This is a genomic window from Corynebacterium sp. PCR 32 (genome assembly GCF_037464985.1).
Classification (GTDB): Bacteria; Actinomycetota; Actinomycetes; order Mycobacteriales; family Mycobacteriaceae; genus Corynebacterium; species Corynebacterium kroppenstedtii_D.
The window spans coordinates 514,138-540,506 of record NZ_JBAHVL010000001.1; the positions used below are offsets into that span (position 1 = coordinate 514,138).

Genomic DNA, 26,369 nt, shown 5'->3' on the forward strand with positions numbered 1-26,369 from the left:
CAGGTGTCTAACGTGATGCCTGCTCACGTGGTATAGAACCTGTATTAGCGCCAACAGTGACGTCAGCAGTTCGCCCGGTGGTGCGGGCCCCGAACACGCCGATGATGAACATCATGACAATCAAAACCACGGCAACCACAATGAACACGGGGCCAGATCCGGCATGATGGAGAATCGGTAGCAGGATGAATGGCATGATCGCGGCCGACATTTTCGACAGAGAATAGGCGAAGCCCGAGGCTGTCCCGCGGATACGCGTGGGGAAGTTCTCAGGCAGGTAGGTGTGGTAGGCCCCGGAGAACATGTTGCTCGATGCCGTGAACACACCACCCGCGATCATGACAACGGCGGGGGTGGGGGAGAAGCCAAAGATTAGTCCGACGACGACCATCATGCCTGCCGTGACGACAATGAGGTGTTTTCGTTCGAATCGGTCGATGAGAGGAATCATGAGGAGCGAACCCACCGGGTACCCAATATAGGTAACCGCCGTATAGCCAATGGAATCGACAACGCTGAATCCTTTGGCAGCGAGCGCAAGTGTCGCCACGGAGCCGAAACCGTAGTACCCGAACACCTGAAGGGTACTCATGATGGACACCACAGTCGTGCGCTTCCGGACGGTAGGAGCGAAGATCTCCGAGAAGTGAACTGTCGTGTGGGGCGCTGGGTGTATATGAGTGTCAGGCTGGGACAACGCGTGGCCGGCCTTCTGCGCCTCCTCTTCCCACCGTCGTACAATCTTCTCCGCCTCGTCGGTGCGGCCATGAGCTTCCAACCAGGTGGGCGATTCAGGGAGGACACTCCGAATCATCCACACAACGAGGCCGCCGATACCACCGATGATAAACATCCATCGCCAGCCCTCGACTCCGAGTGGTTGGAGGGGAACAAGCCATCGCGCCAAAAAACCCGACAAAGGTACGCCGAAAAAGCTGATAGTGTAGGCGCCCACAATGTAGCGGCCCCGTACGCGGGCTGGCAGGATATCGGCGAGGTAGGAGTCTGCCAGCGCATATTCGCCGCCAATACCAATTCCGGTGACGAAGCGCGCCATAACGAGGACGGCAGCGTGTGGGGCGAGACCACACACAATGGATGCGATCGAATAGATCAACAGATTAATGATGAAAGTGTGTTGTCGTCCGATACGGTCTGCCAGGCGCCCCATTCCCAGTGCCCCCACACATTGGCCGAGGAAACCCGAGGCGAGAACCAACGAAAGGTCAGTGCCATCCAGATGGAAGTGCTTTTCTAGCACTGTCGACATAATGGGAGCTAGAAAGTTTTCGTACTGATCGAAAAAGACTCCGAGTCCAATGACGAACGCGATGAATCTGTGCGACCGGAGAACGGGAAGCCGATTTATCCGTGCACCTATCGACGGAGAGTTGTCAGGCGCGGTTTGGTCGGTAGGTGAGGACGACATGGAAACCATAGTTTTCCAACATAGTTTGTGTTGTGACCGAGTGGGAAGGAACGCCCCACACACATGTCAGGCAGACAAAGAAAATCCGATACCGTAGGTGTCATGACGGTTGAAGTCGCCGAAATCACCGATTTCTTAGCTCACACACCTCCCTTCCACAGCATCACCGACGACCACCGAGCCAGGGTCGCCCGACACGCCACCATGCTCTACGTCAAAGCAGGTGAGAAAGCTGATGAGAGCGCCGGGGACCTCACCGCCCCTACCCGCAACACCGACCTTGACACCACCATGACGGGAATCCGCATCGTGAGATCGGGAGCAATCAACTGCACGGGCGAACGCGATCAACTCGTCGACCGCTTCGGACCCGGCGAAATATATCCCCGACGCGTCTCGGATAAACCCACTCAGCACTACTCATACTGGGCATATGAAGACAGTCTTCTGCTCGAAATTCCTGTCGAGATCGTCGACGACCTCGGCGGATACCCGGAGGTAGCAACATTCTTCGGAACGGTCACGACACGGCGCCGCAGCTCAGCCAACGAGTTACGAGAAAGCTCAGGTACTGGCGGCGTCGCAGACATCGAAGCGCTCCGCGGAACCGTCGGCGAGGTCGCAGTTGACCCAGTCGTCGTAGCCCCCGACACCACTATCCGTGACACCGCGACAAGGATGAGCGACCACAATCTCTCCAGCGCCATCGTCGTTGAGCCCGCGGATGCCGACCACCACCCCAGAAAGATCGTCGGCATCGTCACCGATGCAACCCTGCGTACGGAGGTGGTGGCACAAGGCGCAGACCCCTCCGACCACGTTGCACGAATCATGTCACCAAACCCAACAGTAACCTACGCCACGATGCCACTGTTTGAAGGAATGCTGCAACTATCCGAAGCCCACGTCAACCATCTACCGGTCATCGACGACGACGAGGTCGTAGGAGTTCTGACAACGAGCGCGGTCATGCGTCAGCTCCAAGGAGACCCCATCTTCGCCGCCGCACAATTCCGCGAAGCGCGAACAGACCAGCTCTCCGAATGCTTCAACACAGTAACTGACGTGGCTGTCCGGTTCATTGATCGAGGTGCCACTCCTTATGAAGCGACCAGACTCCTCACCCTCGGAGCGGATGAGCTTATGAAAAGAGTCATAGAGTTGGTTCAGGAGGACATCGGACCCGCACCGGTACCATTCTGTCTCGTCGTCATGGGATCACTAGGGAGATCGGAAATGGTGTTATCGAGCGACCAAGACCATGCACTGATCTTGTCTGATGACTACAACCCAGCTCAACACAGTTTTTATTTCAAACAGCTCGGCGAAAAATTCAGCACATTAGTACATCAAGCCGGACTACCCTTATGCCCGGGAGACATGATGGCCTCCACCCACCAGTGGCGCCTAACAGTCACCGCATGGGAAAAAGAATTTAGACGCTGGACAGACGACCTCGGACCACACGCACTCATGAAAGCACAGACATTTTTTGATATGCGACCCGTCGTCGGCGCCAGCGAACTGTGTGATGACGTGCGCTCAGCTGCCCTTCAGATTGCGCGCCGGGATCGACGGTTCCTCAATGCATTGGTCAAAATAGCCCGCCACCGAGAACCTCCGTTGGGGTTTTTTCGCGGTTTTGTGTTGGATCGATCAGGGAACTATGCCAACACCCTTGATGTGAAGAGAGGCGGCTTAACGGCTGTCGTCCAGCTAGCGCGGTTGTACGCTATTGAGGCATGGGTGGATGAAGTGGGAACACGTGACCGGCTGCGAGCGGCCGCGCGTGCGGGTGTGATAACTTATCGCCGGGTTGAAGACCTTGTTGACGCTTTCGACATATTTCAGCTCATTCTTCTGGGGAATCAGGCTTCACAGTGGCGTGACGGCAAAAAGACGAATACACGTATTGATCCTGATAGGTTAGCTCATCTGGAACGGGAATCCCTTCGTGACGCATTTCGCCTTGTGCGAGCGGAGCTCAAGTCGGCTGAATCGAGAACCCACTAGTGAGGTTCTTTAGACAACGGTCACGCGACTTGTGGCACGAATACGCCGAGCAGGCTCGTCAGATAAGCGCACAACTCCACACTGCGGAGGATCCCAGCACGAGTTCTCATGCGCGTTTAGCGCAAGCACTTTACCACTTCTATACCACGCCTCCACCAGCATTAGAGACACCCTTGGCGACAGTGCCGTTTCTGGCAGTTGATGTTGAAACCACGGGGCTCGATGCTGAGCGTGATCGTCTTCTCTCTGTGGGGATGGTTGCGGTCAATGGTCGTGCGATTCCGCTATCAACCGCGGATCACTGGCTCGTGCGCTACCACGAGGGAAACGCGGCTGTGGGCCAGTCGGCCACGATTCACGGGATCACTGATACACAGTTGGAGAATGGCCGAGTCCTGACTGATATCTTGACCGACGTTGTCAACGCCGCGGCTGGCCGGGTGTTATTGGCGCACCTGGCGTTGATTGAGCATGATTTTATTTCCATCGCATGTGAACGGGCAGTGGGAGTGCCGTGGAAGCCAGCTCGTGTCGTCGACACGATGGACTTGGAACGTCGTTCCGCGGTCTCGTTCGGGCGTCGCCCAGGCCGTGGTGAAGTGAGGCTTATGAACGCACGGTATTCACGCGGCTTGCCGACTTATCATAATCACGACGCAGTGATCGACGCGATCGCCTGCGCCGAGCTCTACTTAGCGCAAACATCGGCTGACCATTTCGGGGCAGACCTTGGAAGTATTATCCGGAAAAAGGGCACGACGCGATGGTAAAGCCATACCACCGATGAGTTTTCTCCCACGTCTTGCTTATGAGTTGTGGGGTGGGTTGTAGTCTAGTACGCATGCGAATAGCCCGAATCGCCACTGTTGAAGGCATGACATTTTGCTCCGTGGAAGGCGACGGTGACGACGCGATATGTCGTCAAATCGATGGCCATCCATTTGGGGAACCCACCTTGACGGGGAAGGAATGGCCGCTTGCGGACGTTCGTCTCTTAGCTCCGATCTTGGCTCCGAAAGTGGTCGCAGTAGGACGTAATTACGCTGATCATGTTGAGGAAGTATTCAATAAAGGCGCCGAGTATTTGCCACCGACGATTTTTTTGAAACCGCCGACAGCGATCACAGGGCCTGGGGCGCCCATTAAAATTCCGAACTTTGCTACGAACGTCGAGTTTGAAGGTGAGCTTGCGATCGTCATTGGGCGCCCGGTGAAGAATGTTTCCGCAGAAAACTGGCGGGATGCCGTATTGGGGTACACCATCGTTAACGATGTCTCATCTCGTGATCTCCAGTTCGCAGATGGCCAGTGGGCGAGGGCGAAGGGGCTCGACACGTTTTGTCCGATGGGGCCCTGGATTGAAACTAACCTTGATGCCTTAGATCTGGAGGGTCTGCCGATCCGTGCGCATTTAACCCATGATGGCGTCACAACGGTGAAGCAAGATTCAAATTCAAACCAGATGATTAAGTCAGTTCCAGAGATTGTGGAATGGGTCTCCCAAGCATTTACGCTGCTGCCTGGTGATGTCATTTCAACCGGTTCACCTGCAGGGACAGCGCAGATGGTTCCTGGCGATGAGATTGAAATTGAGATCCCCGGACTGGGTTCATTGAAGAACCCAGTGACAGCCTAGCTGTGATGAACCTCTGAGGTACCCATCGCGTGGAGCATGGTTTTCATCTTTCCGCGGGTTTCCTCGACTTCTGTTGCCGGGTCTGATTGTGCAACGATACCTCCTCCTGCCCATGTCCGAGCGTGCTGATGGTCGTTATACAGCTCAGCGCATCGGATGCTGACCATGAATTCTCCATCACCATTGGCATGGCACCAGCCGACGGCACCCCCGTAGAATCGACGGTCACCCTCGGTTGTGCGGATAATCTCCATGGCAGCCTCGGTAGGTACCCCGGCCAGTGCGGGGGTGGGATAGAGCGCTTCCGCGAGTTGGAGGGCGCTGGGTCCGTTGTCATTGATGGTGGCGCGAATAGGAGTTGCTAAGTGCCACATCTCTGCGGTTTGCATGAGTTCGGGGGATCGTGGAATGTCAACGGTGTGGCACAGTTGGCTCAGCACACGGCGATAGTGCTCGACGACAAACCGATGCTCATCGAGATCTTTGGTGCTGTTTAAGAGTTGCTGTCCGCGTTCTTCGTCTTCCCGGGGGTCTTTACTTCGGGGAAGGGAGCCGGCCAGAGAATACGCTCGTACTACCGGGCCGTGGCGCTGGATGAGCCTTTCCGGGGAGGAACCAACGAGCCAGTGCCCTTGATAAGCAGGACCAGCTGGGCTGAGGTCAGCAAGGAAACCGTCTAGGTTGGGGGCGTGATCGATAAGGCGCGCAGCTAATAGTCGTGGATCGATGGGGTCGTCAAAGACAAGATCGACGTTGCGTGCAATCACTACTTTATCGACAGTGGTGGTAGAGATTGTTCGTGTGAGCGCAGCGATGATCTCTGCGTGGTCGTCCGGGGTGGGGTTTTCAGCGATGATCTGCGCATGAGCGCCTTTACCCCGGTAGAACGCGGGTGGTTCGAGGGGGCCTTCATTTCTCCAGGCCAACGTTGGGCTAGCTAGTGCCATCGGTTGGGATGGATCAAATGGTAGGGCGCCGACGATATAGGAGGCCTTCCCTGCGTCGAGAGCGTGTTGCGCATCGCTGATGTTGGTAAAGGTAGCGTCTGTACCTTGGGTACGCAACGAGCCGTGGACACGAGAGAGAAGGAAGTCAGGCGCTGTCTCGGGGCGGGTTGTGGAGCTAGTGTCAAATGCTGGAGGCACGGTGAAACACTACGTTTGATGGGACTACGGGAGCAAGCTTTTTCGTGTGGATCCCCCCTCGGAGGTGAGGGTAGACAATACCCTAGGTGTGTCGGTGGATGAACCAACCCATGGTGAGGGGGCGGATGGTGATATCGGCAGCGTCCACTACGCTGGGGAGTTATGAGTGACGTTGTTGTGCGTTTTAGTCCATCGCCGACGGGTACGCCCCATGTGGGAATGGTCCGTACTGCCTTGTTTAACTGGGCGTATGCGCGCCATGCCGGTGGCACGATGATTTTCCGTATTGAAGATACTGATGCGAAGCGTGATTCTGAGGAATCGTATGCTGCAATTATTGATTCGCTTCAGTGGTTGGGGCTGAACTGGGATGAGGGAATCGGGGACGTGGGTGGCCCTCATGGCCCGTACCGTCAGTCGCAGAGGTTGGATATTTATGCGGATGTTTTGAAGAAACTTATTGAGGCTGGGTATGTGTATCCGGCGTATTCGACAACCGATGAGGTGAAGGAACGTCACCGTGCAGCTGGTCGTGACCCACAGTTGGGGTATGACAATTACGATCGTGATCTGACCGACGAGGAGATTGCGGAATATGAGAAGGAAGGCCGCAGGCCGGTGTGGCGTTTCCGCATGCCGGAGCAGGTGTGGGAATGGGATGACCTTGTCCGTGGTCATGTGACATTCCAGCCGGAGACGCAGCCGGACTATGTGGTCGCACGTTCGGATGGATCTCCATTGTATCCGCTGGTGAATCCCATTGATGACGCGATGATGGGGGTGACACACGTGCTGCGGGGTGAGGATATTTTAGCCTCAACGCCACGTCAGCTGGCTTTGTATGAAGCGTTGAAGTCGTTAGGGATTGCGAAGAAGACACCCCAGTTTGCGCACTTGCCGTTCGTCATGGGGCACGGCAACAAGAAATTGTCGAAGCGTGATCCCGAGTCGAACTTATTTAACCACCGTGATGCGGGCATTATTCCTGAAGGAATGGTGAACTACCTGTCCCTGTTGGGGTGGTCGTTGTCGGCGGATCAGGATATTTTCGGGCGGGACGAGTTGGTCAAGAACTTCGACGTGGCTGATGTGTTGGGTAACCCGGCTCGGTTTGATGAGAAGAAGCTCATTGCTATTAACGCTGATCATATTCGCCTGTTGGACAAGGATGACTTTGCTCGGCGTCTGCGCACCTACTTGGAGGAGTACAAAGGGTTCCCGGCTGATTATCCGGATGAGAAGTTCACCGTTGCCGCGGAACTTGTGCAAACACGTATTAAGACGTTAGGTGATGCGTGGGATTTGCTGAAGTTCCTGGTGGTTCCGGAGGAGGATTTCGCTATCGAGGAGAAGTCGGGGCGGAAGAATCTCAAGGAGGATGCTCTCGAGGTGCTCGATGTTGCTATCGACGAGCTTGATGCGATTGAGGATACTTCTTTTACAGCGGATCGTATTGAGGCTGCCCTTCACGGGGCCTTGATTGATCGTTTGGGCTTGAAGCCGCGTAAGGCATTTGGTGCTATTCGTGTGGCGACGTCGGGTGCTGCTATATCACCGCCGCTGTTTGAGTCCCTTGAACTGTTGGGGAAGTCGACGACGTTGGCTCGCTTGCGGGCAGCGCGCATGGTGGCCCCGTGGCCAGCTGCACAGTAGTTGCGTGACCAGGTGGTGGGTAGATGTGAGGAGATACTCCCACCTGGTGATTTGCTCCCACTTTGACCCTATGGTTATATTATTCCCCGTTGCACAGCGCAGCCGGGCCTGGCAGTGTTCAGTGCACAATGGCCTATGGTGTAATTGGCAACACAGCGGTTTCTGGTACCGCCATTCTAGGTTCGAGTCCTGGTAGGCCAGCAAGAAGCAGTAATGCTTCTTACGCCCTGTTCGTCTAGCGGCCTAGGACACCGCCCTCTCACGGCGGCGGCACGGGTTCAAATCCCGTACAGGGTACAATCATCCCCCTAATCTGAATTGTCAGGTTAGGGGGATTTCTTTGTGGACCCGATTCGGTAGATTCATGTGGCGGCGTGTGGAAGGGGGTTATACTTCACACGTCACTGGCGATGGTGCTCTGGTGGAGTCGGGGATGACCGTCGTTGCTGCACCAGGACAATATGAAGCTAAGGTCAAGGCCTAGGAGTCATCGATGGCCTTCACAGTGTGACCGTGAATGGGAATAATAGGGATGTCATATGGTGTCACTGACTGAATGGATTGACATAGCTAAATGTGTAGTCGCAGTGTGTGGATTCATCGGATTGGTTGTCACAGTTGGGCAAAAAATTAGAAGTGATAATCGTGCTGAGTGGTGGAAACGCTATACCTGGGCGGTAGAATTAACAATGCGTAAGGATGATGATGAAGCCTTCCACCTGGGGTTTGTTCATCTACATTTGTTGTATCGCAGCAAATTAACAACACGAACAGAGAAACAGATCATCAATGAACTAGCAATTGAGCAGGTTTCCGACAATGATGGAGGACAAGGAAGGGAGGCAGCACATGACCACACCAGCAGCGAACGACTTTCGTCGCCGTGCATGGGCGAGGCTTGCAGTGGAAACAAGTAAAGACCTCAAAAAGAATATCCCCGACTACATCTATCGGGCCGCAGGCCAAGACGCCCCCCACGACATCACAAAAAGGAAGTTTTCTTTAGGTAAACGCTGAGGGTCAGCGGCGCCACCGATCGTGCTGATCAGGACCTGTGAGAACACGGAGTAACTGCTGACACAACCGCGCCACATCTAACCTTTGTCGTGGGGAACAACGGTATCCGGATCGAGTTTTTTGCGTTCCTCTTGAGCCACTGTCGTGAAGAGCTTGTCGCTGTTAGCGTCGGAATTCTCTAATTCGTAATTGAGTTCCATTGTGCTATCCATCGTGAGCCGTGGGTGAATATACAGCCGCGTCAGCTGGCGAATGCGTTGACGCCGCTCCTTCTCCCCGCGGATGAGGCGACTCCACCGGATTCGCCACGCAACAAACATGATCCCGACAAACGTCCCCACGTACCCCAGAACAGGGAATACGATCTGTATAAGCGGACCAAAACCAAGTAAACTCACACCCCAGCACACAGTAAGAATCACCGCAAGATTGACCCGAGGATGGGTAGGAAACGCGACCTCGATACGGCGTGAAAAAGCATAAAAATCACCCAATGCTGTATTGAAAATCATAAGCACAATGATGATCTGCAACACCACACCCGCAGTGGGATTGATAGCATGCGTCACCGCCGCCATCGGGATATCTTTTCCACCAGCATCCTTGACGTTTATAAACAGCGACGTGGTCTCCATCAACATCATGACCCCAATAACCGCCCCGCCGATCAGACCACCGATACCGACATCACGCAGTTTCGTATATGTCCCACCAATAACCAACGACATACCGATTGCACACATCAACGTCATGCCAGCGCAGTTAATAGCTGACCACCACCACGGTGACACAGGCGCAGATTCTCTCTTTCCCATCTCACTGGCTGCTCGCAACGAAAAATCATCAGGAATATGGGCAAGCGACCATACGAAGAGGATGATGACAGCGACGATCATCAGCGGCGTCACAACACCGATGATGTTGGAGACCTTCTCGGCATCAAGAAAGCACACGAAGTAGACAATGATCGCCAACCCAGCCGATCCCGCCCACGCCGGAAGTCCAAAGGTTTGCTTCACACTTGCCCCTGCGCCTGCGAGCATCATCATCCCCATTGTCACCATGGTTGCCGAGACACACAGATCCAAAATTCGCGATACCCGAGGGTGGGCAATGTGCTTAAACACATGCCCATGCTCATCAGCAAGGAAATAACACCCCACCTGCAGCACAACCCACCCAAAGATCGCCATGAGAGCACCGGTGATCACCACTCCTATGAGACCGATCGATCCGAAGGCGATGAAATATTGCAGCATCTCTTTACCAGTGGCGAAACCTGCCCCCACCAGCAGGCCCACAAACGCCATTGCGACAGCCAAACTTTGTCTCATGAAAAAAATTCCTATTCCATCATGGGGCACTATGAGGTTCCGTTAAGCTTACCTACGGGGCAGTGATCACGGCTCTCATTTGCTGAGATCCAGTCTGGTGAACCCTCCTCGTGGGATACGTCGACGAGATAATCCCGACACAACGACAACACAGAAACCATGACGCCAGTAACAATCCTCTTCAACCCCCACGCAACAGGGCGCAGCGAATCACGGGCCCGCCGGCTCGCTGATCAACTGACGGGACTCTTCGATGTCACCGTTGTCGCCACCGACTACCCAGGGCATGCAGAGACACTGGCTGCTACGATCACCCAAGAATCAGACACGATCCACATCATTGCCTGTTCAAGTGGCGACGGAACCTATAACGAAGTGATCAATGGCGTGATGAGGTACCCCCACGACCATATTCGGACAGTAATCCTACCCAGCGGAAATGCGAATGATCATTATCACGCGTTGAGTAACGGTAAAACACTCGCGCACCGGATCATCACGAACGACTACACTCACATCGATATCCTCAAGCTTGTGACCACGGGAAACGATAAATTTCAGCGCTACGCACACTCGTATATTGGGTTCGGATTCACTCCCCACATCGGGGAAAAACTGACTGCCGCACACTTAACCAGGTGGAACCAAGGCTGGATTGTGCTGCGTAACCTTTTCTCGGTGAAACCGGTCAAAATTATTCATGACGGACACCAAGAAAAACTTGACAACCTCGTCTTTTCGAACGTCCCACGAATGAGCAAGGTTATCAAAATCAGTGACCACGCGTCATTGACAAACGGAAAATTCGATGTCGTCAAACATAAGAGTCTGACACTAGCCATGCTCATCGGTTACTTGTTTCGCGCCAGTACTCTCGGTCTTCACAACGCCGACCGTGAAACGCGGTGGCATTTTATCCTCGAGAAAGACTCCCAAGTGCAGCTGGATGGTGAGGTTATGCGACTATCGAAGTACGATGAGATCACGATCTCCGTTGTTCCCCACACCCTAGCGTGTGCTGCATAAACAGGCCCAGACCCTCCGCAGATTGCGTCTCTTTCGGCTGGGTAGTCGTGGGAGGAACGGTCATCGCCTGATATATCACAATCCTTGCAGAAGGAGTGGGGGATGCCCGATCCACAGCAGACACTCACGGCGACGTCACGTCGTACCTCGCGAACACTTCCATTACTAGGGCCAGCTTTCGTGGCCGCCATTGCCTATGTTGATCCTGGAAACGTCGCAGCCAATATTTCCTCAGGAGCTACGTATGGGTACCTCCTAGTATGGGTCCTCGTTGCAGCGAACCTCATGGCGATGATTGTTCAATACCAAGCTGCAAAACTTGGAATTGTCACCGGAAAGAGTCTTCCTGAGTACTTGGGCGAGCGACTTCCGAAACCCTGGCGACTTGCCTATTGGGTACAAGCAGAGGTCGTCGCAGCAGCAACCGACCTCGCAGAAGTCATCGGTGGAGCAGTGGCTCTCCATCTGTTGTTCGGGATTCCGCTGTTGGTCGGTGGGATCATCGTTGGTGTGGTGTCGATGGTTCTACTCCTCACACAAGGTTCAATGCAAACGATCTTCGAACGTGTGATTATCGCGATGTTAGCGGTCATTGCACTTGGTTTTCTTGCTGGACTTGTGCTCGCGCCTCCTGATGCACATGGGCTTGTGGGCGGGCTAGTTCCCCAATTCGACGGCGCAAATAGTGTGATGCTTGCCGCATCTATGCTGGGAGCCACCGTGATGCCGCACGTTATCTATCTGCATTCGTCGCTGGTTATTCACCGGCACGGTGCTCGCCATGGAGACCCGGATGCCAAGCGACGACTGTTACAAGCGATCCGTGTTGATATCATCCTTGCTCTCGGGGTAGCAGGGCTTGTCAATATCGGCCTTTTACTTTTGGCAGCATCTGCACTGGGCGGACAAAGTGGCACCGACACTATTGAAGGTGCACATCACGCGTTACGGAGCGCTCTTGGACCCACGATTGGGGTCATCTTTTCCATCGGCTTGTTGTTCTCTGGCCTTGCCTCGACGTCGGTGGGTGCGTATGCGGGCTCGGAAGTTATGAAGGGGATGCTCCACGTCCAGGTCAAACTATGGGTTCGGCGAATACTGACACTCGTCCCGGCGCTCCTGATTATCGGTTTCCATGTTGATGCCACCTACGCGCTTGTCATTTCACAAGTGGTGTTAAGCTTCGGTATCCCCTTCGCACTCGTACCTTTACAGCTTGTGACCGGCAGCACAGCAATGGGCCAGTATAGGGATAAAACACTGAAATATATCGGTATGGTCATTTCAACACTCATCACCGTTCTCAACGTTGTGCTGATTGTAATGACGCTCCGTGGAGATGCGTGACTGTGAGAATCCCTACCGTAACACCTGGCTAATGCGGTGTGCGGCGTCGCGTATCAGGTCGCCGTAGAGTTGTTCGGGTGATGGTCGCATTCGTTCCATGGGGCCGGATATAGAGAGTGCTGCCACGACCCCATGCCCGTCGCGCAGGGGCGTTGACACGCTGGCGAGACCAGGTTCCCTTTCGCCCATGGATTCAGCCAGATCAGTGGTGCGGGTTGTGGCGAGGTCATCATGAGTAAAAGCAGCATGGGGAATGACTGACTGCGTTAAGGTATCGGGTGCCCATGCAACGAGAACCCGTGCGGCTGATCCTCGCAATAGCGTCATCCGTGCGCCCACGGGAACAGTATTTTGTAGGCCGCTGGCTGGCTCGATGGATGCGATGCAGGTTCGAACGTCTCCGGTGAGGCGGTAAATCTGAATGGATTCATTGGTCTTGTTCATGAGGTCGTGCATGACAGACATTCCTGCTTGAATGATTCGATTCGAGCTGGCTGGGGAGAGTTCGGATAAACCGGGGCCGGCATGCCAACGGCCGTCGTCATTGCGGGTGAGAAGTCGATGAACATGAAGGGCTGTCAGTAGGCGATGTGCGGTTGCGCGAGGGAGGCCTGTTTCTGAACAAATTTCACTGAGGTTCATGGGGCGCAGTGTCGTCGTGCGCAGGATTAATAAGGAACGGTCGAGGACTTTGATCCCGCTATTGGGGTTGACGAGGGGGCGGTTGGTATCGATCTGATCAGTAGAATCACTCAAGAATCCCATATTTTGATACTATCATTTTGCATAGTGAGATGTTTGTATGTTGGAACGACAGCCGACACGACGGAAGGACCGGAGAATGACAACCTCCACAACAGACCCCCACTCTGCCCCCACCAACGCTTCGACCAACCACACCACCCCACCAACGCCCGCCACGCACCCGGAACGGACACAAAAACCTCGGCCACGAACCATGGCTGAAAAAGTGTGGGACAACCATATCGTATCGCGCGGAAACCCCGGCGACCCCGACCTCATCTACATCGACCTACACCTGGTTCACGAAGTCACCTCACCCCAAGCATTCGACGGACTTCGCCTGGCCAAACGACCAGTACGCCGCCCAGATTTAACCATCGCAACCGAAGACCACAATGTTCCCACCACCGGCGTAACAACGGGTGACGTCGCCGAAATCGATGACCTCACCTCACGGACACAAGTTTCAACATTGAGGAAGAACGCCGACGAATTCGGCATCAGGCTATTCCCGATGGGAAACCGTGAACAAGGAATCGTCCACGTTGTTGGCCCACAGTTAGGCTTAACCCAACCAGGCATGACTGTGGTCTGCGGAGATTCCCACACCGCAACTCACGGAGCATTCGGAGCCATCGCATTTGGCATTGGCACCTCAGAAGTCGAACACGTCATGGCCACCCAGACGCTACCCCTGAAACCATTCAAAACAATGGCCGTCAACATCAACGGCACCCTGCCTGAAGGAACCACCGGCAAGGACATCATCCTGGCAGTCATCGCGAAAATTGGAACTGGTGGCGGCCAAGGTCACATTATCGAATACCGTGGCCACGCAATCCGACAACTGTCAATGGAAGCCCGCATGACTGTCTGCAACATGTCCATAGAAGCAGGCGCCCGCGCCGGCATGATCGCCCCGGACGACACCACATTCAACTACCTCAAAGGTCGTCCCCACGCACCCGAGGACTGGGACAGTGCCGTCGAATACTGGACATCACTTAAGACCGACGACGACGCAGAATTCGATACCGTCGTCAACATGGAAGCCAGTGACATTACCCCCTTCGTTACTTGGGGAACCAACCCAGGCCAAGGAATCCGGCTACACCAACCCATCCCCGGCCCAGAGGACTTCACAGACCCCGAAGCAGCAGCAGCCTGCGAAAAAGCGCTGAACTATATGGGCCTCACGCCAGGAATGTCCATCCGCGACGTCCCCGTCGACGTTGTCTTTGTCGGATCATGCACCAACGGCAGAATTGAAGACATTCGAGCCGCAGCATCCGTCGTCAAAGGGCGACACGTTGCCGACGGTGTGCGCATGCTCGTCGTGCCAGGATCTGCACGAGTCAAAGAACAAGCCGAAAAAGAAGGGCTCGACACTATTTTCACCGAGGCAGGAGCAGAATGGCGACTGCCAGGCTGCTCCATGTGCTTAGGTATGAATCCCGATCAACTTACCCCAGGTCAACGGTGTGCATCCACATCGAACCGGAACTTTGAAGGCCGCCAAGGGCAAGGCGGACGAACGCACCTCGTAAGCCCGTACGTCGCCGCTGCAACCGCAGTTCAAGGACGGTTCGCCTCGCCAGTAGATCTCAGTCCGGTCTACAGCGCAGCCGGATAGAACAGTTCACGAGATAAGGAAAACCAATGAAACCCATCACCACTCACACCGGAGTGGGAGTTCCCCTGCGCCGCTCCAACGTTGATACTGACCAAATCATTCCTGCCGTTTACCTGAAACGAGTCACACGCACCGGGTTTGACGACGGGCTTTTTGCCCGATGGAGGGAAGATCCTGACTTCGTTCTCAACCACGATCTGTACAAAAACGGCTCGATTCTCGTTGCAGGCCCAGACTTCGGCACGGGTTCCTCACGGGAACACGCCGCATGGGCCCTTATGGACTATGGGTTCCGCGTTGTGATCTCCGCGCGGTTCGCCGATATCTTCCGTGGTAATGCCGGAAAAAATGGGCTTGTTGCAGCGCAAATGGCTACTGATGACATCGAGCTGATCTGGAAGCTACTCGACGAACAACCTGGACGTACGATGACCGTCGACCTTAACGAATGCACAGTCACCGTCGGGGAGGCTGTCTTCAGTTTCGACATTGATAACCACACACGATGGCGGCTCATAGAAGGACTAGACGACATCGCATTAACATTGCGCAACGAAGAAGCCATCGCCGAATACGAACAGGCACGTCCATCATTCATGCCAACAACCATGGAGGAGCCACAGGGGAACATACAAGGATTTCCGCGACGGCCAGCACGCGACTCCTACACCCCCGAAATTCCTTCGACATGGTCGGGCCCCTCGCGGTACTAAGCCTGGTCATTACTTAATGGGCAATGGGCTCGCGAGATAATCCGCACCGGTAAACCGACCATCGGTGAAACTCAACACCCATGCACTGGACTTCTTGCACGGAATCTCAGCACACCCGAGAACTCCCTCGGCGGATAGCCATGCGATGATCCCAGGAATCGCTCGCCCCTGGCTGGCCACAACAGACACCCCGCCCTGCGCGACGATACGCCTGATATGATCCTTCGCCTCATCCCTCCGTGTTGCCCAGCCATCATCACTGAGAACATCGTCAACCTCGATACGTAGTCCGGTTTCACGAGACAACGGCTCGACAGTGGCTCGGCACCGCACCAGATCCGCCGAATACAACGCGGTCACGCCGAATCCTGCTAATTCTCCCGGCACCATGGATGCTTGACGGCGACCTTTCCGGTCAAGAGGCCGCAGATCATCATGCCCACCCCATCCCTCCCGGGGATGAGCATGAGCATGACGAACAAGGATAACCCGCGACGTGGTAGAAAGGATAGACGGCTGAACAGCCTGCTCAAGGATCTGCGCATCCACGTCATAGGTCGTCAGCGCCATCGCCTCGTGTAATGGAAGCCACACCACATCGTCGACTTCCTCATTATCTTCGAATGAACCATCCACGCACTCTGCCGTCCAATAATAAACCACCTTGGTTCTCCCCTTGACAGGATAAGAAACTCGGCCGAGTAACTTCCCGAGCGTGACATCATAACCTGTTTCCTCTTTCACCTCCCGAACCGCGGTCATAGGAAGCGTTTCTCCAGGATCTAGCTTCCCCTTGGCTAATGACCAGTCATCGTAACGTGGACGGTGTATGAGGAGAACCTCAATATCATCTCGTGATATGGTGCCCGACGGTGTGGCATCGCTATTGGGTACCACGCCACCCCGATGACGCCACACCACAGCCCCCGCAGCAAGGGTTATCTTGCCAAGCTCGTGAGCAGGATATCGTGGTACTTCTTGGACATCACCATGAACAGATAGATGATGGTCGGCATCTTTACCCCGTTCACCCGACTCAGAACGAGGCCCCTTGGCAAGCTCAGCTGACCGTGTGTGCGATGAGTACTTCTTCGACATGGGGGAGGGAGTCCTCTCAAGAGTTGACGTGGAGTGCTGAATCTCACTCAACGATAAGCGAGAAAGAGACGTGGAGAAAGAACATAAGCGACAATGATCACCACGGCGGACAACAAAATTCGAGCACATTCCGCGAGGCGGTTAGGCTAGGTCGGAACGGGAACGGATGGTTCGCGGTGGCACACGGGTGAGAAACAACAAACGGAAAGGGCAGTCTACGATGGTCGCAGTGGCAGTAATGGGTGCAGGATCATGGGGAACTACCATGGCCAAAGTGTTTGCGGATGCAGGTAACACCGTGACCCTCTGGGCACGCCGAACCGATGTTGCCGAAGAGATTCACTGCACTCGCTGTAATCAGCGCTACCTCCCCGGCATTACTCTGCCGGATGCCATCACCGCAACGAGTAATCCCGCGACTGCACTCGCAGGCGCAGAGATCGTCGTTCTTGGAGTCCCGTCTCACGCGGTCCGCGATAGCCTCCACGAGTGGACACCACTCATCCCCACGGACGCCCTCATCGTGTCGCTGTCGAAAGGCCTGGAACAGGCCTCTGCACGTCGAATGAGCGATGTTATTGCGGAGGTCACCGGACGGGCATCCGACAAGATAGTGGTTCTCTCTGGCCCCAACCTCGCCAAAGAAATTGCCGACGAACAACCAGCAGCAACTGTCATCGCCTGCACTGATCATGACAGCGCCAAGTACGTTCAAGACGCCTGCCGAACCACCTATTTCCGTCCTTACACCAACACAGACGTCATCGGATGCGAGATCGGCGGTGTCGCTAAGAATGTGATTGCTTTGGCATCGGGGATGGCAGCTGGCCAGAAGTTGGGAGAAAATACTGCCGCCACCATCATCACGCGCGGACTCGCAGAGACTGTTCGGCTGGGCAGTGCTCTTGGCGCGAACCCTGCCACGTTCGCAGGCCTCGCCGGGTTAGGTGATCTAGTCGCCACCTGTAGCTCGCCCCTCTCACGGAATCGGACGTTCGGGGAACGTCTCAGCCAAGGAATGAGCCTCAAGGAGGCCCAAGAAGCATGCCACGGCCAAGTTGCCGAGGGGGTCAATGCCTGCCGAGCTATTCAGTCCCTAGCCCGTGACCATGGCGTTGATGTGCCCATTGCCAACGCGGTCGTATCTGTGTGCTTCGATAACGCCACAGTCGAGGAGAGCATCATGAACCTGATGGAGCGCGATACCAAACCAGAGTAGGCCCGCTAGACTAAGTCCCCGTGACTACATCAGATTCGTCGGTAGAGAACCCAGCGACCTCGGCAGCTCCCCTGAATACCCACGGACAACCGGATCATGACGCCGACTATGGCGACAACCACACCGGGAAGTGTCCCCATGACCGCATTCGCGTTGCCGTTGTGTACGGTGGCCGCAGCTCCGAACACGCCATCTCATGCGTCTCTGCAGGCGCCATCATTTCGCATCTGCCCCCCGCACGCTATGAGGTGATTCCGATCGGAATCACCAAGGATGGGCAGTGGGTTGTCGGATCGTCAGATCCGGACGAGCTGACGATCCATGACCGTCGACTTCCCGAAGTCACGGGCGAAGCGGCGATCTCATTATCTCTCGATCCTACGCACCCTGGCCGTTTTGTGTACGCCGGTGGGCCCGCCACGGGACAGGTTTTTGCCGACGTTGACGTTATTTTTCCTGTTCTTCACGGCCGATTTGGTGAAGATGGTACCGTCCAAGGTTTGTTCGAAATGGCGGCGGTTCCCTATGTAGGGGCGGGTGTATTGGCGTCGGCAGCGTCAATGGACAAAGAGTTTACGAAGAAACTAGCAGCAGCAGAAGGCTTGCCTATTGGTCGGGATGTCGTCGTACGGGAGAACCGGACATTGACCGATGAGGAAAAGGATCTTCTTGGCCTGCCGGTCTTCGTGAAACCTGCTCGTGGTGGCTCATCCATCGGTATTTCCAAAGTGGATCACTGGGACGAACTTGACGACGCCATGGACCTTGCGCGCACGCATGATTCCAAAGTGATTGTGGAGTCCATGATTGTGGGGACAGAGGTGGAATGTGGTGTGGTGCAGCATCCAGACGGCTCCTTGGAAGCATCGCTGCCCGCCCAACTCGACGACACTGAATCAGGCGACGAGGGCTTCTACGGGTTTGACACAAAATACCTGGACAATGTCATTACCGCGACGATCCCAGCGGACTTCGACCGTGACACTATTCGCCATATTCGTGACCTTGCGATTGAAACGTTCCAAGCCTTGGACTGCGAAGGGCTTGCCCGTGTCGACTTCTTCGTGACCGACCATGGCCCTGTTCTCAACGAAATCAATACCTTGCCAGGGTTTACACCGATATCGATGTATCCTCAAATGTTCGGCGCCACAGGGATCGGATACGCCGAGCTCCTAGATATTCTCATTCAGCGCGCGATCGTCGCGCACTCCAGGGGGTAGTGATAGCCTCCCTCGGGAAAGAAAACGACGAGGTGTCTAGTCGCTGCTCTTTTCCACATGGCGGGCTATAGCGTCCGATACTGTTGTGATAACACCATTGCCCGATGAAGCCGGCATTGACAGAGCGACAGTATTGCGATATCCCAGCGCATACCAGGTACGATCCTGATCGCGGGACGTGGAATCCTGTGGGCCAGGCTCATCCATCTCCGGCTGGCCATGAGATACATCAGCGTTGAACCACGGAACATCGTTGATTTGCTGAAGCTGTGCACCTGGCTTGTAGCTCGCGGGGCGGTGAACCCCGCACCGGACAACCACGGGTTCGCGACGGGGGGCGATCCACGCGACGACTCCCTGAGGAAGGTCGTGGCCGAGCACATCTTTCGTTGTTCGAGTGAGTGCGCCAAAACGGGAGGGGAGTGCGTCAAGGACACTGCGGCACTGAGCTGACAGAGGATCACTATCGTCGGCGGGCAGCGCTGACAACGGTGCGGGTGCCGGGTGCGCTGTCGCCGACGACGGTGATACAGGGTTGTGGCGTAGAGGGCGCGCAAGCTCCTTTAATTCTGATGCCATGGAGGCGGGGCCAGTGACGGCAACTTCTTGTGATCGACCGAGCGTATACCAGGTGACAGTGCCCGAGACTGGATCGTCTCCTCCGACCGTGTCGGCTACGCCTAGCCAACGAATCTCAGCCGCTGGGCCAGTGTCCATGGTGTGGTCATCATCTTTACCATGCTGTTCCGTCGTTGATAGTGCCGTGTAAGAATCAGGCGGTTGAACCCCACAGCGCAACGTCACACGCTTATCTCCTTTCACCCAGACCGCCGCACCAGCTGGGGCGGGCTGCGCGACGGGCACGCGGTCAAAGGAACCTAGGCTGTCGGGAAGATTGTCAACAAGTCGAGAACATTCATTGGAGGATGCTCCGGGCGCGTCAATGGCGTTGAGCGTAATAGGTCGATGCTCAGCGTGGTCATAGGCAATGCGAGCAGAGATCATCACGCCGACGACAAATCCTGTGGCCACGATGAGAGAGAGGATGGTTCCTGGGCCAGTGAGTCGGTGGTCGTCCTCGTGGGTGCGCTGCTCATCAGACATAGTTGTTCAGTGTAGTGGCACTGGTGACCAACCACGGCAGCACCGTGTGACGTTCAGTGGGGGCTATGGTCGTTCGGTGTTCACGCTAGGTGTACCACCATGGGGGTATGGGTGGCGGACATGAGGGGCGCGGTGTGTTGTGATTTGTGTCATTATGGAATGAGTACGGGCTGAGAAAATACGGGAAGAGGAATGGGCGAATCTCTACGTAGCCTTGGTGAACGGGGCGTGATTGATGCTATTCGTGCGGCTGCTCCGTCAGAGATGAATGGTGATGACGCAGCAGTGTTGTCCCCGTCGTCGTTTGCCTCGAAAACGGTGTGTAGTACGGACATTTTGGTCGACGGACAACATTTTCGCTTTGATTGGTCGACACCTGTTGATGTGGGACGTCGCGCCGTGATCCAGAATTTTGCCGATATCGAGGCGATGGGCGCACGCCCGATAGCGTTGCTGTTGGGAATTGCTGCGCCGGCTGAACTTGACAGTGATGTTCTGACAGGTATTGCTCGTGGTATGGCTGTCGAAGCTGGCCGGTGGTCTGCCGAGCTTGTGGGGGGTGATGTCGTCACAAGTGAGCAGTTGATGCTCAGCGTGACAGCAGTGGGAGAATTAGCGGGCCCAACGCCACCTCTGACCATGTCGGGCGCTCGGCCAGGGCAGATACTCATTGCGAGTGGACGATTAGGGTATTCGGCTGCTGGGCTAGCCCTGCTTCGTCATTTTGGTTCTCCCGACGCCATACCGAGATCAGAACATACTGACGTTGTGCTTGACGCATTCCGTGTCCCAACGTTAGACCGTGTGAGGGGAGTTGTCGCGAGGTCGACAGGAGCAACAGCGATGACGGATAATTCGGACGGGCTCGTCATCGATCTCGGCACGATGGCGCGGTTGAGCCACGTCACTATTGACCTTGACGTGGGCGCACTCGCACCGGATCCTGCTATTTGTGAGGCTGCGCGTCTAGTGGGGTGTGACCCTATGGAATGGATATGTCAGGGAGGTGAAGACCATACCCTTCTTGCGACGACATCATCAGCTATCCCCTCAGGATTTCGATTTCTGGGCAGAGTACATAAACCGGGTCCGGAGCCAGTCACTCTCGGCGGAAACGCTCCACCTGTGGCGGACGGATGGGATTCGTTTCGTGAAACGTAAAACCCGTGAGCGTGGATGCTGTGACGGTAACCCCACAGTGTGGAGTCCCCGTGACCCAGGCCGCTAGAGTGTGAACCATGACCCTGTCGACGCCATTGCCTGTCCATGACACGTGGACAGAGCCACTTGCACCAGTTGCTGATCAGATCCACCAGTTAGGTGACTTCCTTCGCGAGGAAAACGCGGCTGGTCGCGGATATCTTCCGGCAGGTACAGATGTGTTACGCGCATTCACCTACCCATTCGATAAGGTTAAAGTCCTCATTGTCGGGCAGGATCCGTACCCAACGCCGGGCCACCCAATGGGATTGAGCTTTTCTGTCCATGCGGATGTTCAGCCTATTCCGCGTAGTTTGGTCAACATTTTCCGAGAACTACAGGACGATATCGGGTGTCATGCTCCATCAACAGGGGATTTAACTCCATGGTCAGAACACGGTGTCGCCTTGTTTAACCGAGTTCTTACGGTACGGCCTGGACATGCCGGATCTCACCGGGGAAAAGGATGGGAAGAGGTCACGGAATGTGCCATTAAGGCGCTGGCGCAGCGGAACCAACCGCTCGTTGTTATCTTATGGGGACGCGATGCGCAAAGTACTCGGAAATGGTTGGGGGATACCCCGGCAGTGTGTTCACCACACCCGTCGCCGCTGTCAGCGAGCAGAGGGTTCTTCGGGTCGCGCCCATTCAGCCGTGTTAACGAGCTACTTGTTAAACAGGGAGAGAAACCTGTCGAGTGGGCGCTTCCATGATGGAGGCTACGACGTGGACCACAGCGCACCCTATCAAGAAGCGTGCCACCGCCGGCATGGCGATGGCTGAGCGTCAGCATGCAGGGGGGGTGATTGATTCCGAGACTTTGCAGCGGTGGGCCCGTACGTGCGCTGATAGTTTGACGCGACAAAAAGATGAGATCAACCGTCTGAACGTGTTTCCGATACCGGATTCAGATACTGGGTCGAATATGGCGTTTACCATGTCGTCGGCAGTATCCGCGCTCGACCATGCACTACGTGAGCGGGAGAGGACGAGGAACCGGGCTCAATCCACTCCCAGCAGCACGGTTCATCGTCGACGTGAGATGGCGTTGACCACCGCGGAAGTCGCGACGGTGTTAGCCATTGGGGCGACCAAAGGGTCCCGTGGTAACTCGGGGGTGGTCCTCTCACAATTGCTGCGTGGGCTTGCGGAATCTGCAAAATCTGGGCCCTTGGATGGGACATCCGTCCGTGATGCATTGTCGAATAGTCTACGGTTTGTTCAGGCAGCGATCGTCAATCCTGTCGAAGGCACCGTCATCACGGTGTTGAGGTCGGCAGCAGCTGCAGCAACATCGGCAGCGCAGACGAGTGATCGTGCCGGGGTGGTCGCTCATGCAGCTCGATGCGCTGCGAAGCGAGCATTAGAGCGTACACCGTCACAGCTTCCTGTATTGCGACATGCCGGAGTGGTCGATGCTGGCGGTCGTGGACTTCTTGTTCTCCTTGACGAACTTGATCGGGCACTTGCCGGCGCCACTGACGCGACTGATCACAGCCACGTGGGCCGCCCCGGTACCGGTGCAGGCACGACGAGCGTTGTTCACAAATCGTCGGCGACGATCGCCGACGGTGGTACTCCGGGTGCACTATCGCCGACGGAGATTGAAGTGATGTTTTTCATTGACGGCGCTGACCTTGGTGAACTGCGGGAATTTTTAACGCCGAGGGGGGATAGCCTCATTGTTGGCGCCATGACCGAGAGCTCAGCGAGGATTCATATTCACACCGTTGACGCAGGCGAGGTCATTGAGGGAGCTTATGAGCGTGGAGCTGTGTCTGACCTGAAGGTTGAGGTTATTCATCCCACAGGCCCGGAACAGGTGAGAAATGCCGACGCCTCTCGCCCCCGCCTGCGGTCTGTACTTGCTGTCGTACCGAGCCACGAGGCCGCTACGTTTTTCGGGAAGGCAGGCGCGGACACTGTTGTGGTCACCCGCCCCACGATCAACCCTGGCGAGACTGAGTGTCGCCCTGATGAACGAGGAGACACGTATTATTGTGACCTTCTGCGCGAGGCGATTACACAAGAAGCGGTTGACGAAGTGGTGCTCCTCACGAATGGTGTTATTGACCCGCGATTGATCAGGGATTGCGTGCCGGATGTCGTGATAGTGCCGTCGGCATCATTGTGTGCAGGAGTAGCAGCGATGGCGGTCCATGATCCGTCACAGTCACTTGCGGCAGACACGGCTGGGATGATTGATGCTGCACAGGAGACAACGACGATTATCATCAGTGATGATGACGTGGTCGGGGGGGATCCTCACTGTGATCTGACACCACCGCCGGCGGTGACCCATGCCTGGGCAACTGTTTCTGAGCTGCTGGCTACCGGCGGTGAACTTGTTACTGTGATTTCTGGCAGTGAGCACTGGACTCGTGTTGTACAACAACTTCCGCGCCGTGAGGGCGCGGAGTATTCATTCTTTACTGTTGAGGGGTGTGGTGCTGCACTCATGATTGGTGTGGAGTAAAGGTGATGAGCACGGTGTTTATTGTGGCATTGTTTCGAGCGGGGGAGGTCATGTGCGCCCAATGATGGGGTGGGAGCCTCTGGCGGTCCCACTGCCTCATTCTCTTTCTGATGTGACACGTTCCCATCTGAGGTCTGTTGGGGTGACGACGGTTGCTGAACTCCTGGAATGGTTTCCACGTCGATATGTTGAGCCGGGTTCGACGTCCGATATTGGTCGTGTCGCCGTCGGTACCACCGTGACTTTTGTGGGGGAGATCATCCGTGGGGATAAGGTCACGACGAGATCGGGGAAGCGTCTATATACGGTCGCCATTTCTGATGGGGCGCAAACCATCGACGCGACCTTTTTTCATGCCTTTGCCCCGGCACGAGATTTAACCGTGGGTACGCGCGCGATTTTCGTTGGGACGGTGTCGGAGTATCGCGGGTCCTCTAAGCTGTCCCATCCTGCGTACAAGGTTATTGATCAAGGTTGTGGGGCAGAGTCCCTCAATGACGATGGTCGCAGTGGTGATTCGGCGACGACAGCACGACATAGCATCGATCATGAGACAGCGGAGTTGGTGAAAAATCTGCCACTTCTTCCTATTTATCCGCTTAAGTCTGATTTGTCGACATCGTCAACTCGCCAGGGACGAGACAAGTCCACTCGACGTCAGAAGCGTCCGGTTCGTGTGGATTCATGGACTGTTCTCAATGCAATATCCACGGTGTTGTCTCAGCATGAGCCTGTTGATGAACCACTTCCGCGTGTGCCTTCTGTACAGGGGCAGGCGCTTCCGTCCTTGGATCATGCAATCCGAGCAATGCATATGCCGTCGTCATGGGCAGATCAGACGAGGGCACGGAAGCGTTTGGCATTCAATGAAGCATTGGGTTTGCAGCTGATTCTCGCACTACGACGATATGCTACGGCGCAGCGGACGGCCCCCGGGTGTGCTGTACAAGAGGAGGGATATCGCGAGACGTTACTGGCCGGTCTTCCGTTTGAGCTTACCGATCAGCAGCGTGCGGTGATTGACGAGATTGGACACGATTTGGCAGGCCCGTCACCAATGTGTCGTCTGTTACAGGGTGATGTTGGTTCGGGGAAGACTGTTGTTGCTGTGCTTGCCATGCTTCAGGTGGTGGACGCTGGTTGCCAGGCGGCGCTCCTCGCTCCTACTGAAGTTTTGGCGGCACAGCATGCTCAGTCGCTGACAACGTTGATGGGGCGTGCTGGTGTCGGAGCAACGATACGACTGGTTACTGGATCAATGTCAGCGTCTTTGCGTCAAGAGGCGTTGTTGTCCCTGATGACAGGGGAGACCGATATTGTTGTCGGGACTCATGCTCTCCTTAGCGACAATGTTGAATTTTTTCATCTCGGACTTGTTGTGGTTGATGAGCAGCACCGTTTTGGAGTCGAACAGCGTGATTCCCTGCGAGGCCGCGGCCGTGAGTCGGAGGACGGGCCTCTTACCCCGCACCAATTAGTCATGACGGCGACGCCCATTCCGAGGACAGTTGCTATGACAACATTTGGTGACCTCGATGTCTCGACGATCACTGAGCTTCCAGGTGGTAGGAAACCCATTCAAAGTGTCGTCGTTCCTGAGTGGAAAAAAGGGTGGATGGAGCGGGCTTTTCATAGGATCCGCGAAGAAGTTGATGCGGGACGGCAAGCTTATATTGTGTGTCCACGGATTCGTGGTGATGGTGGGGTGGACGAGATGCACCTCACTCTTACTGCTGGACCGCTTCAGGGGCTTAATGTTGGGGTCCTCCATGGACAACTCCCGTCGACGGAAAAAGAGGATGTCATGAGGAGGTTTTCCCGTGGTCACCTTGATGTGCTGGTCTCGACGACCGTTATCGAGGTCGGTGTCGACGTCCCGAATGCGACGCTGATGCTTATTTGTGAAGCCGAGAACTTTGGTATTTCCCAACTCCATCAGCTTCGCGGTCGAATCGGTCGCGGGCCCTACCCGTCGTGGTGCTTGCTTCATACCACCCAACCTGAGAACAGCGATTCCTACCGGCGCCTGACCGATGTCGCGTCTACCACTAACGGTTTTGACCTTGCTGAACGTGACCTTGCTACTCGTTGTGAAGGTGACCTGCTTGGGGAAGACCAATCCGGGCGGTCCACCCATATACGGCTTCTTGATATCGTTCATGACCACGCACTAATCGAGACAGCGAAAAGTGAAGCTGATACTATCGTTCGCACTAATCCAGCCCTAGCGCGACAACTCAGTGCGGGCTACACCACGTCTGAACGCGAATTCCTTGACAAAAGATAAAAGCCCGCGCTGAGGCTGCCACTGTCCAGTATTCTCAACGGTAGAGTGCCCCTGTGGACTCTTGTGTCGTGT

General features: G+C 55.5%; 20 protein-coding genes, 2 tRNA genes and 1 pseudogene. 17 read left to right on the forward strand and 6 right to left on the reverse strand.

Annotated features, from left to right (window positions below; genetic code table 11):
• Positions 1-7: 7 nt before the first annotated feature.
• A complete protein-coding gene (locus V5S80_RS02180; RefSeq protein ID WP_395169103.1) occupies positions 8-1,429 on the reverse strand; it encodes an MFS transporter in 1,422 nt (473 codons plus the stop codon).
• Positions 1,430-1,531: 102 nt separating this feature from the next.
• Between V5S80_RS02180 and V5S80_RS02185 the strand changes: the two genes are divergently transcribed.
• The 3 genes from V5S80_RS02185 (at position 1,532) to V5S80_RS02195 (ending at position 5,078) form a co-directional block, all read left to right on the forward strand.
• A complete protein-coding gene (locus V5S80_RS02185) occupies positions 1,532-3,442 on the forward strand; it encodes a DUF294 nucleotidyltransferase-like domain-containing protein (protein WP_395169104.1) in 1,911 nt (636 codons plus the stop codon).
• A complete protein-coding gene (locus tag V5S80_RS02190; protein ID WP_395169105.1) occupies positions 3,442-4,212 on the forward strand; it encodes an exonuclease domain-containing protein in 771 nt (256 codons plus the stop codon). The genes V5S80_RS02185 and V5S80_RS02190 overlap by 1 nt, the downstream gene beginning before the upstream one ends.
• Before the next feature lie 71 nt (positions 4,213-4,283).
• Complete coding sequence (locus V5S80_RS02195) at positions 4,284-5,078, forward strand: fumarylacetoacetate hydrolase family protein (protein WP_395169106.1); 795 nt, start codon at positions 4,284-4,286, stop codon at positions 5,076-5,078.
• Here V5S80_RS02195 and V5S80_RS02200 read toward each other — a convergent pair.
• Positions 5,075-6,223, reverse strand: coding sequence for an isochorismate synthase MenF (locus tag V5S80_RS02200; RefSeq protein ID WP_395169107.1), 1,149 nt, complete (start codon positions 6,221-6,223; stop codon positions 5,075-5,077). The two genes, V5S80_RS02195 and V5S80_RS02200, sit on opposite strands and share 4 nt — an antisense overlap.
• A gap of 162 nt (positions 6,224-6,385) precedes the next feature.
• Between V5S80_RS02200 and gltX the strand changes: the two genes are divergently transcribed.
• The 4 genes from gltX to V5S80_RS02220 all read left to right on the forward strand — a co-directional run bounded on the left by gltX (position 6,386) and on the right by V5S80_RS02220 (position 8,793).
• Positions 6,386-7,876 carry a glutamate--tRNA ligase gene (gene gltX / locus V5S80_RS02205; RefSeq protein ID WP_395169108.1) on the forward strand — a complete coding sequence of 497 codons (1,491 nt, stop codon included), beginning with the start codon at positions 6,386-6,388 and terminating at the stop codon, positions 7,874-7,876.
• 129 nt (positions 7,877-8,005) lie between these two features.
• A tRNA-Gln gene (locus V5S80_RS02210) sits at positions 8,006-8,077 on the forward strand.
• A gap of 23 nt (positions 8,078-8,100) precedes the next feature.
• Positions 8,101-8,173, forward strand: a tRNA-Glu gene (locus tag V5S80_RS02215).
• A 242-nt stretch (positions 8,174-8,415) separates the two neighbouring features.
• On the forward strand, positions 8,416-8,793 hold the full coding sequence (locus V5S80_RS02220) for a hypothetical protein (RefSeq protein WP_395169109.1): 378 nt from the start codon (positions 8,416-8,418) through the stop codon (positions 8,791-8,793).
• Between the two features lie 177 nt (positions 8,794-8,970).
• Here V5S80_RS02220 and V5S80_RS02225 read toward each other — a convergent pair whose 3' ends face one another.
• Positions 8,971-10,227 carry a hypothetical protein gene (locus tag V5S80_RS02225; RefSeq protein ID WP_395169110.1) on the reverse strand — a complete coding sequence of 419 codons (1,257 nt, stop codon included), beginning with the start codon at positions 10,225-10,227 and terminating at the stop codon, positions 8,971-8,973.
• Positions 10,228-10,386: 159 nt separating this feature from the next.
• Here V5S80_RS02225 and V5S80_RS02230 point away from each other — a divergent pair, with 159 nt between their 5' ends.
• Positions 10,387-11,253 (forward strand): diacylglycerol/lipid kinase family protein, encoded by an 867-nt coding sequence (locus V5S80_RS02230; protein ID WP_395169111.1) that lies wholly within the window; start codon positions 10,387-10,389, stop codon positions 11,251-11,253.
• Positions 11,254-11,355: 102 nt separating this feature from the next.
• Positions 11,356-12,600 (forward strand): Nramp family divalent metal transporter, encoded by a 1,245-nt coding sequence (locus tag V5S80_RS02235; RefSeq protein ID WP_395169112.1) that lies wholly within the window; start codon positions 11,356-11,358, stop codon positions 12,598-12,600.
• Positions 12,601-12,612: 12 nt separating this feature from the next.
• Here the strand turns inward: V5S80_RS02235 and V5S80_RS02240 are convergent, their stop codons facing one another.
• The gene (locus V5S80_RS02240) at positions 12,613-13,365 is read right to left on the reverse strand and encodes an IclR family transcriptional regulator (protein ID WP_395169113.1); all 753 of its coding nucleotides are present in this window, start codon (positions 13,363-13,365) and stop codon (positions 12,613-12,615) included.
• Between the two features lie 193 nt (positions 13,366-13,558).
• Between V5S80_RS02240 and leuC the strand changes: the two genes are divergently transcribed.
• On the forward strand, positions 13,559-14,977 hold the full coding sequence (leuC, locus tag V5S80_RS02245; protein WP_395169418.1) for a 3-isopropylmalate dehydratase large subunit: 1,419 nt from the start codon (positions 13,559-13,561) through the stop codon (positions 14,975-14,977).
• Between the two features lie 26 nt (positions 14,978-15,003).
• A pseudogene (leuD, locus tag V5S80_RS02250) lies at positions 15,004-15,597 on the forward strand (3-isopropylmalate dehydratase small subunit); the annotation flags it as partial.
• Positions 15,598-15,699: 102 nt separating this feature from the next.
• Here leuD and V5S80_RS02255 read toward each other — a convergent pair.
• Positions 15,700-16,788 (reverse strand): NUDIX domain-containing protein, encoded by a 1,089-nt coding sequence (locus tag V5S80_RS02255; protein ID WP_395169114.1) that lies wholly within the window; start codon positions 16,786-16,788, stop codon positions 15,700-15,702.
• 220 nt (positions 16,789-17,008) lie between these two features.
• On the opposite strand from V5S80_RS02255, the gene V5S80_RS02260 reads away from it, so the two are divergent.
• Both V5S80_RS02260 and V5S80_RS02265 read left to right on the forward strand, forming a co-directional pair.
• Positions 17,009-18,007 (forward strand): NAD(P)H-dependent glycerol-3-phosphate dehydrogenase, encoded by a 999-nt coding sequence (locus tag V5S80_RS02260; protein WP_395169419.1) that lies wholly within the window; start codon positions 17,009-17,011, stop codon positions 18,005-18,007.
• Positions 18,008-18,153: 146 nt separating this feature from the next.
• Positions 18,154-19,230: a D-alanine--D-alanine ligase family protein gene (locus V5S80_RS02265; protein WP_395169420.1), complete on the forward strand. Its 1,077-nt coding sequence runs from the start codon at positions 18,154-18,156 to the stop codon at positions 19,228-19,230.
• A 36-nt stretch (positions 19,231-19,266) separates the two neighbouring features.
• Here the strand turns inward: V5S80_RS02265 and V5S80_RS02270 are convergent, their stop codons facing one another.
• Complete coding sequence (locus V5S80_RS02270; RefSeq protein WP_395169115.1) at positions 19,267-20,334, reverse strand: DUF3515 domain-containing protein; 1,068 nt, start codon at positions 20,332-20,334, stop codon at positions 19,267-19,269.
• A 192-nt stretch (positions 20,335-20,526) separates the two neighbouring features.
• Between V5S80_RS02270 and V5S80_RS02275 the strand changes: the two genes are divergently transcribed.
• The 4 genes from V5S80_RS02275 to V5S80_RS02290 all read left to right on the forward strand — a co-directional run bounded on the left by V5S80_RS02275 (position 20,527) and on the right by V5S80_RS02290 (position 26,297).
• Positions 20,527-21,495 carry a thiamine-phosphate kinase gene (locus V5S80_RS02275; protein WP_395169116.1) on the forward strand — a complete coding sequence of 323 codons (969 nt, stop codon included), beginning with the start codon at positions 20,527-20,529 and terminating at the stop codon, positions 21,493-21,495.
• Positions 21,496-21,572: 77 nt separating this feature from the next.
• Entirely contained in the window at positions 21,573-22,247 is a 675-nt protein-coding gene (locus tag V5S80_RS02280; protein WP_395169117.1) for a uracil-DNA glycosylase, read from the forward strand.
• Complete coding sequence (locus V5S80_RS02285) at positions 22,232-24,010, forward strand: DAK2 domain-containing protein (protein WP_395169118.1); 1,779 nt, start codon at positions 22,232-22,234, stop codon at positions 24,008-24,010. Before V5S80_RS02280 ends, V5S80_RS02285 begins: the two co-directional genes overlap by 16 nt.
• Before the next feature lie 112 nt (positions 24,011-24,122).
• On the forward strand, positions 24,123-26,297 hold the full coding sequence (locus tag V5S80_RS02290) for an ATP-dependent DNA helicase RecG (RefSeq protein WP_395169119.1): 2,175 nt from the start codon (positions 24,123-24,125) through the stop codon (positions 26,295-26,297).
• The last annotated feature ends 72 nt before the right edge of the window (positions 26,298-26,369 follow it).